This is a genomic window from Kitasatospora sp. NBC_01539 (assembly GCF_045040525.1).
Taxonomy (GTDB): Bacteria; Actinomycetota; Actinomycetes; order Streptomycetales; family Streptomycetaceae; genus Kitasatospora.
In genome coordinates, this window is the sequence record NZ_CP109390.1 from 6,126,064 (window position 1) to 6,142,292 (window position 16,229).

Consider the following 16,229-nt stretch of genomic DNA (forward strand, 5'->3'; position numbering starts at 1 on the left):
TGAGGGCGGGCGGTGCCGTCCGGGCCCGGACGCACGGGTGCCGGGGCCGCGGCTCGCGGCCCCGGCACCCGGGGGAGGGGATCAGCTGAAGCTGTGCTCGGGCGCCGGGAAGGCGCCGGAGGTGACGTCCGCGGCGAACTCGCGGGCGGCGTCGCCGAGGACGGCCCGCAGGTTCGCGTACTGCTTGACGAACTTCGGCACCCGGCCGGCGGTCATGCCGGCCATGTCCGTCCAGACGAGCACCTGCGCGTCGGTGGAGATCCCGGCGCCGATGCCGACCGTCGGGATCGCGAGCTGCGCGGTGACCTCGGCGGCGAGTTCGGCGGGCACGGCCTCCAGCACGACGGAGAAGGCGCCGGCCTGCTGGACGGCCTTGGCGTCGCGCAGCAGCCGGTGGGCGGCCTCGTCGCCGCGGCCCTGCACCGGGTAGCCGCCGAAGGCGTGCACGGACTGCGGGGTGAGGCCGATGTGGGCCATCACCGGGATGCCCGCCTCGACGAGCAGTTCGATGGAGCGGGCGCTGCGCTCGCCGCCCTCCAGCTTGACGGCGCCGACCCCGGCCTCCTTCATGAGGCGGGCGGCGTTGTGCATGGCCTGCGCGGGCGACTCCTGGTAGGAGCCGAACGGCATGTCGCCGACGACCATGGCGCGCTTCGTGCCGCGGACGACGGCGGCGGAGAGCATCACCATCTGGTCCATGGTCACGGGCACGGTGGTCTCGTAGCCGAGGTGGCAGTTGCCGGCCGAGTCGCCGACGAGCAGCACCGGGATGCCGGCCTCGTCGAACACGCCGGCGGTCAGGGCGTCGTACGCGGTGAGCATCGCCCAGCGCTCGCCGTGCTGCTTGGCCCTGGCCAGGTCGCGGACGGTCACGCGCCGGTTGGTGACGCCGCCGTAGAGGACGGTGCCCTCCTGCGGCTGGGCAGGCTGAAGCGGAGAAGCGTTCATCGAACAGACTCCAGAAGGTTGTCGTCTCGTGGCGCCTTACGGCGTCCCCGGATCTGCACCCATGCTTGCACGCCGTGCGCCCGCCGCAAAGGCCCGGGTCCGGACGGTTCACGGCACTCTTTACCCGGGCTTTACGATACGATCCCGTCTCGTATCGCAAAAGGCGCTAGGCTTGCCCCGAACGGGTTACGAGACGAAGGCGACTCGTAAGTCTGCACCTCTCGTACGGACGGGGAGAACCACATGAGCACCGCCGCGCCACCGCGTGTACCCGAAGCCATCCACCGCCGCCGCTGGGCGATCCTGGGCACCCTGATCCTCGCCCTGCTCGTCGTCGTGCTCGACAACTCCATCCTCAACGTCGCGATGAAGACCATCGCCGCCCCCGCCCCCACCGGGCTCGGCGCCAGCCAGAGCGACCTCGAGTGGGCGATCAACTCCTACACGCTCGTCTTCGCCGGCCTGCTCTTCACCGCCGGACTCCTCGGCGACCGCCTCGGCCGCAAGTGGGCGCTCCTCGGCGGCATGGTCGTCTTCGGCATCGGCTCGCTGCTCTCCGCCTTCGCGGACAGCCCCGGCCAGCTCGTCGCGTTCCGCGCGGTCATGGGCCTCGGCGGGGCGTTCGTCATGCCCGCCACCCTCGCGATCATCATGAACGTCTTCGAGCGCCACGAGCAGCCCAAGGCCATCGGCATCTGGGCCGGTGCCGTCGGCCTCGCCATCGCCGTCGGCCCGATCACCGGCGGCCTGCTCATCGAGCACTTCTGGTGGGGCTCGGTCTTCCTCGTCAACGTCCCGATCGTGATCGTCGCGCTCGTCGCCATGAGCCTGCTCGTGCCCAACTCCCGCGACCCGCGCCCCGGCAAGCTCGACCCGATCGGCGTGCTGCTCTCCATCATCGGCCTCGTCGCACTGATCTACGGCATCATCAAGGGCGGCGAACTCGCCGACTTCACCGCGCCCGGCGCCTGGGTGCCGATCCTCGTCGGCCTCCTCGCCCTCGCCGCGTTCGTCGTCTTCGAGCGCCGCACCTCCCACCCGGCGCTGGACGTCACCTGGTTCCGCAACAAGGTGTTCTCCGCCTCCGTCGTGGTCATCGGCGTCGTCTTCTTCGCCCTCATGGGCGTCTCGTTCTTCGGCGTCTTCTACACCCAGAGCGTCCGCGGCTACAGCGCCCTCCAGGCCGGCATGCTGATGCTGCCGCTCGCCGGCGCCCAGATGGCCTTCGCCCCCCGCGCCCGCCTCGTCGTCGACCGCTTCGGCATCCGCGCCACCTGCGCCGCCGGCATGGCGCTGATCGCCGTCGGCTTCCTCGGCTACCTCCTGCTCGACGCCACCACCCCCATCTGGGTGCTCGTCGTGATCGGCTTCGTCATGGGCGCCGGCATGGCCCACGTCATGCCGCCCGTGACCGTCGCCATCATGGGAGCCCTGCCCCGGGAGAAGGCCGGCGCCGGCTCCGCGATCAACAACACCTTCCGCCAGGTCGGCGGCTCGCTCGGCGTCGCCGTCCTGGGCGCCGTCCTGTCGACCGTCTACCGCGACGGCATGGCCGACCACCTCGACCAGGTGCCCGCCGCCCTCCGCGGCAAGGCCGGCGAGTCCCTGGAGGCCACCACCGCCGTCGCCGACAAGGCGGGGCTCCCCGGCCTGCTCGTCCCCGCCCAGGACGCCTTCGTGCACGCCATGCACGTCGTCGCCGGGCTCTCCGCGGGCATCACCGCCGTCGGCGTCCTCCTCGCACTCCTGCTGCTCCCCGGCAAGGCCCCCGCCGCCCCGGCCGTGCAGCAGGCCCCCACCGACAGCGAGCCTCGCACGGCCCGCGTCTGAGCGACCGGGAGACAATGGCGCCATGCACACCGAACCGACCGCCCAGGCCACGGCGACGACCCACCCGGCGCCGACCGACCCGGCCTGCGACGCCCTCGACGGGGGCCCCGCCGCGGAGCTCTGCGCCCCGCGGCGGGGCCGTCCGCGCAGCGAGGCGGCCGAGCAGGCGATCTTCGCCGCCGTCGAGGAGCTGATGGAGGCCGGCCGCAGCCTCTCCGACCTCTCCGTCGAACGGATCGCCGCCGCCGCGGGCGTCGGCAAGGCCACCATCTACCGGCGCTGGCCCAACAAGGAGGCGCTGCTCGTCGACGTCGTCGCCCGGCTGGAGGCCCCGGCCCCCGTCCGGACCCGCAGCGACGGCAGCGTCCGCGACGAGCTGATCGCCATGGTCGAGTACATGCGCCAGCGCGGCCTCGCCAAGCGGTCCCGCTGGATGCTGAGGTCCGCGCTCAGCCAGATGAACTCCTGGCCGGAGCTCCGCGAGGTCTACCAGGAGCAGATCGTCCGGCCCCGCCGTGCGATGGCGCGCGACATCGTGCGCCGCGGCGTCGAGGAGGGCGTGCTCCGCTCCGACCTCGACATCGAACTCCTCTGCGAGATCGTCATCGGCCCGATCCTGCTGCGGACCGTCCTGTGGGACGAGGCCCCGCTGGAGGACCCCGGGCTCCCGGAGCAGATGGTCGACGCCGTCCTCAACGGGGTCGCCGCGCCACCGCCGGACGGGCGTTCCCGCTGATCCGGGGCGTGCCGCAACCCCCCGGGGGTGGATTCGCGTCCATGCCGTCATAGGCTGAGCCGAGAATCCGACAAACCCGGGCGCCTCCCGGCGCGCGGACCTGCACGGCGACACGGCGACACGGCGGCACGGGCACCACGGCACGGGCCCGACGGCACAACGGGAACACGGGAGCGGGCGGCGCATGGTGCGGGCGGACGAGGCAGTGACGGCGGCCGGCAGCACCCGCAGCGGGCCGGCCCGCTCCCGGAGCCGCTGGCTCGACCCCCGCCGCGGCTGGATCACCGCCGCCCTCGCCGTCCTCACCGCCGTGGTGCTCGCCGCCCACGCGGTCGTCCCCAACCGCTGGGGCAACCTCGGCAGCCTGGTGGAGACCTTCCTCCCGTGGCTCGGACTGGCCGTGCCCGTCCTCGCCCTGGTCGGGCTGTGGCGCCGCTCGGCGACCGCCCTCACGGCGGTGCTGCTCCCGGCGATCGTCTGGCTCAACCTCTTCGGCGGCCTGGTCACCGACAAGTCCGGCGGCGAGGGCGACTTCACCGTGCTCACGCACAACGTCGCCGCCGCCAACCGCGACACCGCCGGCACCGTGAAGCTGCTCAACGGCTCCGGCGCCGAGATCGTCGCCCTGGAGGAGCTCGCCCCGAGCGCGGTGGCCGCCTACTCCACGGGCCTGGCCGACCGCTACCCGTACCACGTGGTCGAGGGCACCGTCGGCCTCTGGTCCACGTACCCGATCGGCGACGTGCGCGTGGTCGACATCCGCATCGGCTGGACCCGGGCCTTCCGTGCCAGCGTCGCCACCCCGGCCGGCCCGCTGGCGGTGTACGTCGCGCACCTGCCGTCGGTGCGCCTCAAGTCGGCGAGCGGCTTCACCGCGGGCCGCCGCGACCACAGCGCGCAGGCCCTCGGCGACGCCATCGAGGCCGAGAAGCTCCCCAAGGTCATCCTGCTCGGCGACCTCAACGGCACCATGAACGACCGCAGCCTCGCCCCCGTCACCTCCCAGATGCGCTCCGCCCAGGGCGCCGCGGGCGACGGCTTCGGCTTCTCCTGGCCGTCCGCCTTCCCGATGGCGCGGATCGACCAGATCCTCAGCAAGGGCGGGCTGAAGCCCACCGACTCGTGGGTGCTGCCCGCCGACGGCAGCGACCACCGGGCCGTCGCCGCCGACTACCGGTACTGACCCGCCCCGCCCTGCCCGCCCGCCCGCGTCGGTCCGGCCGTGCGTGGGACGATGGCAGGCATGGACGGACGTGACGTCGACCGCGCCCTCGCCGAGTCGCTGGCCGTGCTCGCCGGCCGTGCGGACGACGACTGGTCGGTCCGCGCGGGGCCGCTCACCTGGACGTGCCGCGAGGCCGCCGAGCACGTCGCGCACGACCTGGCGGCGTACGCCGGGCAGCTCGCCGCCCGGCCCCGCGAGGGCTACCTGCCGTTCGACCTGGTGGTCCGTCCCGAGGCGCCGGTCGCCGAACTCCTCCAGGTGGTGCGGGCCGGCGGCGGCCTGCTGACCGGCGCGCTCGCCCTCGCCGGGCCCGACGTCCGCGCCTGGCACTGGGGGCCGTGCGACCCGTCCGGTTTCGCGGCCATGGGAACGGCCGAGATCCTCCTGCACACCTGGGACATCACCCGGGGCCTCCGGGTCGACTGGCACCTGCCGGCGCCCCTCGCGGCGGCCGTGCTGGCGCGGCTCTTCCCGGACGCCCCCGGGGGCGACCCCGCCGAGGTGCTCCTGTGGTGCACCGGCCGGGCCGCCCTCGCGGGCCGGGCGCGGCGCACCAGCTGGACGTGGCAGGCCTCCCTCGGCTGAGCCGGGGCGGGCCCGGCGCGGGCGGGGAGAGGGCGCGGGCGGGGTCAGCCGCGGCGCCAGCGGTTGGTGATCGGCAGGCGCCGGTCCCGGCCGAAGCCCTTCGGGGAGATCTTCGGGCCCGGCGGGTACTGCCGGCGCTTGTACTCGGCCGTGTCGACGAGGCGGACGATCCGGTCCACCACCTCCGGCGCGAACCCGGCGGCGACGATCGCGTCCCGGCCGAGGTCGCCCTCCACGTACAGGTCGAGCACGGTGTCCAGCAGGTCGTAGTCGGGCAGCGAGTCGGTGTCGACCTGGTCGGGCCGCAGCTCCGCCGACGGCGGCTTGGTGATGGTGTTCTGCGGGATCGGCGGCTCCTCGCCGCGCTGCACGGCGGCCTCGTTGCGCCACGTCGCGAGGCGGAAGATCAGCGACTTGTAGACGTCCTTGATGGGCCCGTAGGCGCCCACCGAGTCGCCGTACAGCGTCGAGTAGCCGACGGCCAGCTCGCTCTTGTTGCCGGGCGCGAGCACGATGTGCCCCTCCTGGTTGGAGATCGCCATCAGCAGCGTGCCGCGCAGCCGCGACTGCAGGTTCTCCTCCGCGAGGCCGGTCAGGCCCAGCGAGGCCATGTAGGCGTCGAACATCGGCGCGATCGGCACGGTGCGGAAGTTGAGACCCGTACGGCGGGCCAGGTCGGCCGCGTCGTCCTTGGAGTGCTCCGAGGAGTACCGGCTCGGCATCGACACGCAGTGCACGTTCTCCGCCCCGATCGCGTCCACCGCGATCGCGGCGACCAGCGCCGAGTCGATGCCGCCGGAGAGGCCGATCAGCACCGACCGGAAGCCGTTCTTGCGGACGTACGCCCGGGTGCCCTCGACCAGCGCCGCGTAGATCTCCGCCTCGTCGTCCAGCCGCGGCGCGATCTCGTTGACGAGCGGCTCGGCGGGCGCCGGCAGCGGTTCGCCGCCCAGCTCGGCGCGGACGAGGTGCAGGCCGTCGGTGAGGATCAGCCCGTCGGTGCGGCCCCCGGCCGCGGCCGGCAGCTCCAGGTCGACGACCAGCAGCTTCTCCTCGAACTGCGGTGCGCGGGCCAGCACCTCGCCCTCCGCCGACACCACGAGGGTCTCGCCGTCGAAGACCAGCTCGTCCTGCGCGCCGACCATGTTGAGGTAGGCGAGGGTGCAGCCCGCCTCGGCGGCCCGGCGCCGTACGAGCTCCAGCCGCACGTCGTCCTTGTTCCGCTCGTACGGCGAGCCGTTGATCGACAGCAGCAGGCCGGCCCCCGCCTCCCCGGCCGCGGCGACCCGGCCGCCGTCCTGCCAGATGTCCTCGCAGATCGCCAGCGCCACGTCGACGCCGTGCAGGTTGAGCACCACCAGCTGGTCGCCCGGCACGAAGTACCGGTACTCGTCGAAGACGCCGTAGTTGGGCAGGTAGTGCTTGGCGAACCGGGTCACCACCGTGCCGCGGTGCAGCACCGCCGCGCAGTTCTGCGGCGAACCCGCCGCGCGGTGCAGCTTCGGCGAGTCGTGCTCGGACCGGCCGAGGTAGCCGACCACCACCGGCACCTCGCCGAGGCCCTCGGCGGCCAGCCGGGCGGCCAGCTCCACCAGGGCCGCGCGGGACGCCTCCACGAACGACGAACGCAGGGCGAGGTCCTCGACCGGGTACCCGGTCAGGGCCATCTCGGGGAAGGCGACCAGCTGGGCGCCGGCGTCGGCGGCCTGCCTGGTCCAGCGCACCACCTCGTCGCCGTTGCGGGAGAGGTCACCGACCCACGGGTCGATCTGGCACAGGGCGAGACGGAGATTCGGCATGGCCCCGAGTGTAATCGTCGAACTGACGTTATGTCGCGGGGGGTCCCCGTTGCCTTCCGTTCACCGTGTCCGCGACCACCCAGGGGTGGACGTACGCCGATGATCCGACATGATGGGATCGGTCGCGGGACCACGAGCCGACAGGGCCGCCGCCGGGCGTAACACGGATGTAAAGAGCAGAGGTGAGACTGTCCCCATGGGCAAGCAGCAGGAGTTCGTGCTTCGTACGCTCGAAGAGCGTGACATCCGTTTCGTCCGGCTGTGGTTCACCGACGTGCTCGGGTTCCTCAAGTCGGTCGCCGTCGCGCCCGCGGAGCTCGAGCAGGCCTTCGAGGAAGGCATCGGCTTCGACGGATCGGCGATCGAGGGCTTCGCCCGGGTCTACGAGTCCGACATGATCGCCAAGCCTGACCCCACCACCTTCCAGATACTGCCGTGGCGCTCCGAGACCCCGGGCACCGCACGGATGTTCTGCGACATCCTCATGCCCGACGGCTCGCCCTCCTACGCCGACCCCCGGTACGTGCTCAAGCGCACGCTGGAGAAGGCCTCAAGCCTCGGCTTCACCTTCTACACCCACCCCGAGATCGAGTTCTTCCTCCTGAAGAACCTCCCGGGCGACGGCACCGCGCCGATCCCTGCCGACCAGTCCGGCTACTTCGACCACACCCCGCGCGGTGTCGGCCACGACTTCCGTCGCCAGGCCATCACCATGCTGGAGTCGATGGGCATCTCGGTGGAGTTCTCCCACCACGAGGGCGCCCCCGGCCAGCAGGAGATCGACCTCCGCTACGCCGACGCGCTCTCCACCGCCGACAACATCATGACCTTCCGCCTGGTCATGAAGGAGGTCGCGCTGGAGCAGGGCGTGCACGCCAGCTTCATGCCGAAGCCCTTCTCCGACCACCCCGGCTCCGGCATGCACACCCACGTCTCCCTCTTCGAGGGCGACCGCAACGCCTTCCACGAGTCCGGCGCCGAGTACCAGCTCTCCAAGGTCGGCCGCTCGTTCATCGCCGGCCTCCTGAAGCACGCCGCCGAGACCGCCGCCGTCACCAACCAGTGGGTCAACTCCTACAAGCGCATCTGGGGCGGCTCCCAGCGCACCGCCGGCGCCGGTGGCGAGGCCCCCTCGTACATCTGCTGGGGCCACAACAACCGCTCCGCGCTGATCCGCGTGCCCATGTACAAGCCCGGCAAGCAGGGTTCCACCCGCGTCGAGGTCCGCTCGCTCGACACCGGCTGCAACCCCTACCTGGCCTACGCCGTCACCCTCGCCGCGGGCCTCAAGGGCATCGAGGAGGGCTACGAGCTCCCGTCCGGCGCCGACGACGACGTGTGGGCGCTCTCCGACGCCGAGCGCCGCGCCCTGGGCATCCAGCCCATGCCGCAGAACCTCGGCGAGGCCATCGACCTCATGCAGCGCAGCGAACTCGTCGCCGAGACCCTCGGAGAGCACGTCTTCGACTTCTTCCTGCGCAACAAGCGCCAGGAGTGGGAGGAGTACCGCTCCGAGGTCACCCCGTTCGAGCTGCGCAAGAACCTCCAGGTGCTGTAACCGCAGGTCGGAGCGGTCTGAAACGCAAAGAGCCCCTCGGGTCGACGGACGTGATCCGTCGGCCCGAGGGGCGTTTTCGGGGCTTCCGTCCGGTCCCGGGCCGTCCGTGGGCCGTCGGGCCCGGGACCGGGCGTCGGCCCGGGTGCGGGTCGGCGTCCCGCTGATCCGGCCGGCGATGCCCCGGGTTCGCCCGGTACTCCCCGGTCGGCCGACCCTGATCGTCGATCGTCCGGGCGGCCGCTACGGCTTCGGGCGGAACCTCGCCGTAGGGGTTGGCGACCATGTCGGCGTCGGTCTCGTACGCCTGGTCCTGACCGCCACGCCCTGACCGCGGCGGGGCCCGGTCGCAGTGTGCCGAGCGCGGCGTCTCGGGCACCGGCCGCTGCGTCGGCGGCGGCCGCTCACCGGCCTTCGGGGCGGGGCGCTCCGGGTCAGGGGCCGTCGGGGAGGCTCGCGGGGGCGGGCCGCTGGATCATGAAGAGGTCGGACTCCAGCGTGGCCGGGGTCGTGCCGGCGGGGGGCCGGTGGAAGGCGCCGTCGCTGACCGACAGGTTGAGGATCGGGTAGGCGGCGAAGTCGGGCCCGACCCCGGTGCGGTCGGAGAAGGCGGGGGTCAGCTGCGTGCTGTCGGTGCCGATGTACCAGGTGGTGTTGTCGGCGCCGAAGCGTGCGCCGATGTAGATCCACTTGCCGGCGCCGACGTAGGGGGCGGTGAAGACGGTGTCGCCGCTGCGGACGTGGTTGACGAACTCGATGTTCTCCGGGCGGTCGGCGTGCCATTCGAAGACGTCGACCTCGTTCTTGCCGTCGCGCCAGGTCCAGAGTCCGGGCCAGGTGCCGGTGTTCGCCTCGGGCAGGCGTATGTGGGCGAGGAGGAAGTCGCCGGTGCGCACCTGGGCGCCGTTGCCGCCGGAGTCGCAGGAGTCGCCGGTGGTGAGCAGCCCGGTGTTCCAGGCGCCGTCGGGGCGCGGGGTGGCGGTGATCACGAGGTGGCCGGAGGCGGTGCTGAGCGCGTCGGTGGTCAGCCGGTCGAGCTTCCAGGCGGCGGGGTTGTCGCTGCTGTCGGTGCACCGCGAGTAGGCGGCGGTCTGCCACCCCCAGGTGCGTCCCGGGCCGACGTCGAGGGTGCGGAAGGTGTCGACGAAGACGATGCGGCTGACGGCGGCCGTGACGGCGCGGGGTTCGGCGGCGCCGGGTACGGCCGCGAGCGCGGTGGCGAGCAGCAGGTTGAGCGGAAGCATGTCTCTCCTCGGGCCGGGGGCCGTCCGGATGACGGCGTCTCTCCGGTGGTTTCACCATGAGCGGTTCGGACGCGGACCGCCCGTACCCAGAGCTGTCCGGATGAATTAGCCGCGTCGGCTCCCGAGGTGACTGTGTTATGAGCAGACCGATGTCGTCGGCGTGGTAAATCTGAACCGCTTGCCGAACCGGGCCGAAAATCACTTCGTGCCGGTCCGTGCCGTGCGGTGCAGACACGATATCGCCAAGGAATCCGGAGGAAAAGGAATGTACGCACTCGCCCACACAGGCGTTGCCTCCCTCGCCATGCTGGCCATCGGTGGGGCCAGCACCGCGGTCGGCGCGGCCGTGAAGTGGTTCGCCCGGCGGTGACCGATTCGCTCACCGTGCTGATTCCGGCACACAACGAGGCGGATTTCATCGCGAGCGCGGTGGAATCCGCTTTTCGTCAGACCGTGCCTCCGCAAACCGTTCTGGTCATTGCCGATTCCTGCACCGACGAAACCGCGCGGATCGCCGCCGAGTGCGGCGCGGAGGTGATGGAGGTCGCCCACGCGAGCAAGCCGAAGTCGCTCAACGCCGCGCTGGAACGGGTGACGACCAGTCACGTCGCGCTGCTCGACGCCGACGGCTACTTCGCCTCCGAGCACGTCTTCGAGACCTGCCTGCGGGTGATGGGGGAGCGCGGCTACGGCGGCGTCTGCCTCTCCGTCACCCCGCACGGCACCAAGGGGCTGTTCCAGCGGTCCCGCACCATCGAGTGGGCCTCCGCGCACCGCGTCTCGCGGGTCGTCGAGTCCTGGCACGGCTGGGTGGCGGTCCTCTCCGGCTCGGCCGGCGTCTACCGCACGGACGACCTCCGGACGGTCGGCGGCTGGTCGACCGACAGCCTCTGCGAGGACGTCGAGCTCGCCCTCAAGATGAACCGCTCGGGCCGCCCGGCGGGCTTCGTGCCCGGCGAGTTCGTCGCCGTCCGCGACCCGCGGAACTGGCGGGAGTACTGGGCGCAGACCCACCGCTGGGCCGCCGGCTGGGCGCAGGCCATCTACAAGCACAAGGGCCTGTTCTTCCGGAGCTGGGGCTTCACCAAGGTCTTCGGCGCGATGCTGGTCGACAGCGCGCTGCTCGCCGTCGGCTACGCCTCCCTGCTCTACCACCTGGCCACGGGCTTCACCGAGTTCGACGCGGTGCGGTGGTTCGGCTCGTGGTTCCTGGTGATGGCGGCGATCACGCTCGGCGTGGCCAGCCTCCAGCTCGGGGTGCGGCGGGCCCTGGCCTGCTACCCGGCGTACCTGATCGTCGGCACGCTCGGCACCGCGTTCTCGCTCTGGGTGATGTTCCGGGAGTGGGTCCTGGGCCGGCACCTGGTCTCCTGGACGGGACGCCAGCGGCGGCGCACCGTCATCACCAGGATCTCCGACCGCCGGCGGCAGACCCTCGGCCTCCTCGGCGGGGCGGCCGGCTGGGCGACCGTGACCGCCGGGCTCGTGCTCGGCGACCGCGAGCTCCCGGTGATCGGCATGGCGATGGCGACCGCCCTCCCGTTCGCGGCGCTGCCGTGGCAGCGGATCAGGCGGACGTTCCTGTTGGCATGACGGCCTGATGCGCCGCCGCCGCGCTCGGCCCGTAGGCTCGTAGACCCGCACCCCGGTGCGGGTCTGCTGTCGGACCGGAGGGGCGATGTCGGTGGAGGAACGGACCGGAGGCCGTACCAGCCGGCCGGAGATCCGCCTGGTGCGGCGCGGCTTCGCCGACCCGGACGCAGCCGTCCGGCGGCTGGCCGAACCCGCCCTGCACGGGCTGGCCGGCGACACCGTGCTGCTGGACGCGCTCGGCGCGACCGCCGACCCGGACCAGGCCCTGCTCGGCCTCGCCCGGCTGCTGGAGGCGCTCGACGAGCCGGAGCAGCACACCCTGCGCGACACCCTGACCACCTCGAAGCCACTGCGCGACCGGCTGCTCGGCGTGCTCGGCGCCTCCGACGCGCTCGCCGACCACCTCGCCCGGCACCCGGAGGACTGGCACGCGCTGGTCACCTTCGAGCTGCAGGACATGCACCCCGGTGCCGCCGACTTCCGGCACGCGCTCACCGAGCGCGTGTGGGCCGCCGAGCCCGCCCGCCGACCGGACGTGCTGCGCACCGCCTACCGGCGCTGCCTGCTCACCATCGCCGCCCGCGACCTCACCGGCACCACCGACCTGCCGCAGGCCTCCGCCGAGCTCGCCGACCTGGCGGGCGCCACCCTGCAGACCGCGCTCGACATCGCCGCCGCCGAGGACCCGGACACCGCGGCGGCCTGCCGCCTCGCCGTGATCGGCATGGGCAAGTGCGGCGGCCGCGAACTCAACTACGTCTCCGACGTCGACGTGATCTTCGTCGCCGAACCCCGCGAGGACGTCGACGAGCACCACGCCGTGCAGGCCGCGACGAGGCTCGCCGCCCGGCTCATGCGGATCTGCTCCGACACCACCGGCGAGGGCGTCATCTGGCCGGTCGACGCCAACCTGCGCCCCGAGGGCCGCAACGGCCCGCTCGTGCGCACCCTGGCCAGCCACCTCGCCTACTACCAGCGCTGGGCCAAGACCTGGGAGTTCCAGGCGCTGCTGAAGGCCCGGCCGATCGCCGGGGACACCGAGCTCGGCGCCGCGTACGCCGCCGCGATCGCCCCGCTCGTCTGGCAGGCCGCCGCCCGCGACAACTTCGTCACCGACGTGCAGCAGATGCGCCGCCGCGTCGTCGACGCCATCCCCGCCACCGAACTCGACCGGCAGCTCAAACTCGGCCCCGGCGGCCTGCGCGACGTCGAGTTCTCCGTGCAGCTGCTACAGCTCGTCCACGGCCGCACCGACCCGACGCTGCGCAGCGGCAACACCCTGCAGGCCCTGGCCGCGCTCAGCGACGGCGGCTACGTCGGCCGCGCCGACGCCGCCTCCCTCGACGCCGCCTACCGCTTCCTGCGCGCGCTCGAGCACCGCATCCAGCTGCACCGGCTGCGCCGCACCCACCTCATGCCCACCGACCCGGCCGACCAGCGCCGGCTCGCCCGCTCGCTCAACACGCTGATCAACGACGACACCCGGGCCGACCCGGTCGCCGCCCTGCAGCGCGAGTGGAGGCGGCACGCCGTCGAGGTGCGCCGGCTGCACGAGCGCCTGTTCTACCGCCCGCTGCTGGACGCCGTCGCCGAGCTCCCACTCGGCGCGGCCGGCCTCAGCAGCGAGGCCGCCAAGGCCCGGCTGGAGGCCCTCGGCTACGCCGACCCGGCCGCCGCACTGCGCCACCTCTCCGCGCTGGCCTCCGGCGTCAGCCGCAAGGCCGCCATCCAGCGGACCCTGCTGCCGGTGATGCTCGGCTGGTTCGCCGACTCCGCCGACCCGGACGCCGGCCTGCTCAACTTCCGCCAGATCTCCGACGCGCTCGGCCGCACCCCCTGGTACCTGCGGCTGCTGCGCGACGAGGGCGCCGCCGCCGAGCAGCTCGCCCGCGTGCTGTCGGCCGGACGCCTCGCCCCGGACCTCCTGCTGCGCGCCCCGGAGGCGGTCGCCATGCTCGGCGACCCGCAGGGCCTGCAGCCCCGCGGCCGGGCCGTGCTCGAACAGGAGATCCTCGCCGCCGTGGGCCGCGCCGGGACGGCCGCCGCCGGCGTCTCCGCGGCCCGCTCGGTGCGGCGCCGCGAACTCTTCCGCACGGCCGCCGCCGACGTGCTCGGCCGCCTCGGCGACACCCCCGGCCAGGCTGTCACCACCGCCGGAGAGGCACTGACCGACCTCAACGCCGCCACCCTGCAGGGCGCGCTGCGCGCCTGCATCGCCGGCTGGGAGGCCCGCAACGGCGAGCTGCCGACCCGGCTCGCGGTGATCGCCATGGGCCGCTTCGGCGGCCACGAACTCGGCTACGGCTCCGACGCGGACGTGCTCTTCGTCCACGAGCCGCTCCTGGAGGCCCTCGACGAGGACGCCGCCCGGGCCGCCCACGCCGTCTGCCACGAGCTGCGCACCCTGCTGGCCTCGCCCTCCACCGAGCCGCCGCTGCTCGTCGACGCCGACCTCCGCCCGGAGGGCCGCAACGGCCCGCTGGTGCGCACCCTGGCCTCGTACGCCGCGTACTACCGGCGCTGGTCGCACGTCTGGGAGAGCCAGGCGCTGCTGCGGGCGGAACCGCTGGCGGGCGACCCGGGGCTGGGGGAGCGGTTCCGGGCGCTGATCGACCCGCTGCGCTACCCCGGGGCCGGGGTGCCCGAGCGCGACCTGACGGAGATCCGGCGGATCAAGGCACGGATCGAGACGGAACGCCTGCCCCGCGGCGCCGACCCGACCACCCACACCAAGATCGGCCGCGGCGGCCTCGCCGACGTCGAGTGGGTCGTGCAGCTGCTCCAGCTCCAGCACGGCCACCGGCTGCCCGGGCTGCGCACCACCCGTACCCGGCCCGCGCTGGAGCAGGCGGCCGGGGCGGGGCTCCTGGACGCCGAGGACGCCGCCGTGCTGGACGCCGCCTGGGTGCTCGCCTCGCGGGTGCGCAGCGCGGTGATGCTGGTGCGCGGGCGGCCCGGCGACAGCTTCCCCGGGGACGCCCGCGAGCTGTCCGGTGTGGCCCGCTACCTCGGCTACGGCGCCGGGCACAGCGGCGAGCTGGTCGACGACTACCGCCGCACCACCCGGCGGGCACGGGCCGTCGTGGAGCGGCTGTTCTACGGGCCGTGACGCCCGTGCCGCCCTCGCGCCCGGTGCCGCTGTAACGACCCTCCGCACCGAACCCGTCTACCAGGTGGAGACGGACGGAGCGAAGGAGGGCAGATGTTCGGAATCGGCGTCGACCGCGGTGCCGCGGAGGAGGGCTACGAGGCGTTCGCCCACGCCCGGGCGGGGCACCTCTACCGCGCGGCGTGCCTGTTGACCGGCGGGGACAGCCATCTCGCCGAGGACCTCGTGCAGGAGACGCTCGGCCGGATGTACGCGGTGTGGCGCGGGTCGGGCCGGATCTTCGGGGCCCGCACGATCGAGGACCCGGCCGCCTACGCGCAGGGGGTGCTGTACCGGCTGTTCATCGACCACCGGCGGCGGCGCAGCAGCAGCGAGTACCCCGTGCGGGAGTTCCCCGACCGGGCGGGCCCCGAGGGCGACGGCAGCCTGCGGATCACCCTGACCCAGGCCCTGGCCGCCCTGCCGCCGCGGGACCGCGCGGTGCTCGTGCTGCGCTACTGGGAGGACGTCAGCGCCGAGGAGACCGCGGCCATCGTCGGGTCGACCCCAGGCGCCGTACGGACCCAGGCCTCGCGGGCGCTGGCCCGGCTCCGGCTGCAGCTCGGCGACTCCCTGCACGACATGGCCCGGCCCTGAACACCCCTGCGGCCCGTCGCCGTACCGCTCCGCCCGCTCCGCCCCATCCCGAACACGACCGCAAGGACGGTGACCGACCCATGCCCCACCACGAGGACACGGACGACGCGATGCTGGTGTCGCTCTTCCGCGAGGAAGCGGACGGCTACCACCCCGACGAGCCCCGGCTGGTCGCGGGCGGCAGCGCGCGCGGCACCCGGAGGCACCGGCGGGCCGCGGCGGCCCGTGCCGCCGTGGCGACGGGCCTGGTGCTGGCCGTCGCCACCGGGGTGGCCTCGCTCACCCCGGCCTCCGGCGGCGGGGCCGGACCGGTCGCGGCCACGGCGGAGCCGGCCGCCGGGCCGGCGTCCGCGGAGCCGGCCGGCGACCTCACCGGGGACGCCGTGACGGCGGTGATCGCGCGCTACCTGAACGGCTGGAGGGTCGTCGACTCGGAGGCGTCCGACATGACGCCCGGTACGGCCCTCTTCACGGGCTATTCGCGGGTCGGGGCCTGGGCGGCGGCCGACGACGGGGCCGGGGTGGGATCGGTCACCGTCACGGTCGCGCAGGACCCCCCGGCCCTCGGCATGTGGACCTACCTGGCGGTGTGCGGGCCGACGGCCGAGGAGTGCACGCAGACCGTCCTGCCGGACGGCTCGACCCTCACCACCCGCACGGAGCACGCCGGCCGGACGGGAGCCGCCTCCTCCGCGGCGGAGCCCACGGAGCTCCGGACGGCCATGCTCGTGACACCGTCCGGCCGCCACGTGATCGTGGTCGCGGCCGGGGCGCGGACCCAGAAGGAGCAGAAGGCCACCCGGACGACCCCGCCGCTGGACGTGGCCCGGCTGAAGGCGCTGGCGGACGACCCGGTGTTCCGCAGGCCGCTGCCCCCCGCCCCGGGCGGCGCGAAGGGCTGACCGCGCCCACCCGCCCGCACGGCGGCGGCCCCGCCCGGGATCGTCCCGGGCGGGGCCGCCGCATGCC

General features: G+C 73.6%; 12 protein-coding genes. 9 read left to right on the top strand and 3 right to left on the bottom strand.

Features of this window, described 5'->3' with window-relative positions:
* Positions 1–81: 81 nt before the first annotated feature.
* Positions 82–948 carry a 3-methyl-2-oxobutanoate hydroxymethyltransferase gene (gene panB, locus OG335_RS26555; RefSeq protein WP_405013633.1) on the bottom strand — a complete coding sequence of 289 codons (867 nt, stop codon included), beginning with the start codon at positions 946–948 and terminating at the stop codon, positions 82–84.
* A 243-nt stretch (positions 949–1,191) separates the two neighbouring features.
* On the opposite strand from panB, the gene OG335_RS26560 reads away from it, so the two are divergent.
* From OG335_RS26560 to OG335_RS26575, 4 genes are all read left to right on the top strand, one after another.
* Positions 1,192–2,778: an MFS transporter gene (locus OG335_RS26560; RefSeq protein WP_405013634.1), complete on the top strand. Its 1,587-nt coding sequence runs from the start codon at positions 1,192–1,194 to the stop codon at positions 2,776–2,778.
* Positions 2,779–2,800: 22 nt separating this feature from the next.
* Complete coding sequence (locus OG335_RS26565; protein WP_405013635.1) at positions 2,801–3,514, top strand: TetR/AcrR family transcriptional regulator; 714 nt, start codon at positions 2,801–2,803, stop codon at positions 3,512–3,514.
* A gap of 184 nt (positions 3,515–3,698) precedes the next feature.
* Positions 3,699–4,697 (top strand): endonuclease/exonuclease/phosphatase family protein, encoded by a 999-nt coding sequence (locus OG335_RS26570; RefSeq protein WP_405013636.1) that lies wholly within the window; start codon positions 3,699–3,701, stop codon positions 4,695–4,697.
* Between the two features lie 60 nt (positions 4,698–4,757).
* Positions 4,758–5,324, top strand: coding sequence for a maleylpyruvate isomerase N-terminal domain-containing protein (locus OG335_RS26575; RefSeq protein ID WP_405013637.1), 567 nt, complete (start codon positions 4,758–4,760; stop codon positions 5,322–5,324).
* A 44-nt stretch (positions 5,325–5,368) separates the two neighbouring features.
* Here the strand turns inward: OG335_RS26575 and OG335_RS26580 are convergent, their stop codons facing one another.
* The gene (locus tag OG335_RS26580) at positions 5,369–7,123 is read right to left on the bottom strand and encodes an NAD+ synthase (protein ID WP_405013638.1); all 1,755 of its coding nucleotides are present in this window, start codon (positions 7,121–7,123) and stop codon (positions 5,369–5,371) included.
* Positions 7,124–7,319: 196 nt separating this feature from the next.
* On the opposite strand from OG335_RS26580, the gene glnA reads away from it, so the two are divergent.
* Positions 7,320–8,681, top strand: coding sequence for a type I glutamate--ammonia ligase (gene glnA, locus OG335_RS26585; protein WP_405013639.1), 1,362 nt, complete (start codon positions 7,320–7,322; stop codon positions 8,679–8,681).
* Positions 8,682–9,112: 431 nt separating this feature from the next.
* Here the strand turns inward: glnA and OG335_RS26590 are convergent, their stop codons facing one another.
* Positions 9,113–9,922 (bottom strand): beta-glucanase, encoded by an 810-nt coding sequence (locus OG335_RS26590; RefSeq protein ID WP_405013640.1) that lies wholly within the window; start codon positions 9,920–9,922, stop codon positions 9,113–9,115.
* 384 nt (positions 9,923–10,306) lie between these two features.
* Here OG335_RS26590 and OG335_RS26595 point away from each other — a divergent pair, with 384 nt between their 5' ends.
* The 4 genes from OG335_RS26595 to OG335_RS26610 all read left to right on the top strand — a co-directional run bounded on the left by OG335_RS26595 (position 10,307) and on the right by OG335_RS26610 (position 16,162).
* Positions 10,307–11,515 (top strand): glycosyltransferase, encoded by a 1,209-nt coding sequence (locus OG335_RS26595; RefSeq protein ID WP_405015531.1) that lies wholly within the window; start codon positions 10,307–10,309, stop codon positions 11,513–11,515.
* Positions 11,516–11,600: 85 nt separating this feature from the next.
* A complete protein-coding gene (locus OG335_RS26600; protein WP_405013641.1) occupies positions 11,601–14,624 on the top strand; it encodes a bifunctional [glutamine synthetase] adenylyltransferase/[glutamine synthetase]-adenylyl-L-tyrosine phosphorylase in 3,024 nt (1,007 codons plus the stop codon).
* A gap of 93 nt (positions 14,625–14,717) precedes the next feature.
* Positions 14,718–15,260, top strand: a complete 543-nt coding sequence (locus tag OG335_RS26605) for a SigE family RNA polymerase sigma factor (protein WP_405013642.1) — start codon at positions 14,718–14,720, stop codon at positions 15,258–15,260.
* Positions 15,261–15,340: 80 nt separating this feature from the next.
* A complete protein-coding gene (locus OG335_RS26610) occupies positions 15,341–16,162 on the top strand; it encodes a hypothetical protein (RefSeq protein ID WP_405013643.1) in 822 nt (273 codons plus the stop codon).
* Positions 16,163–16,229: the final 67 nt, after the last annotated feature.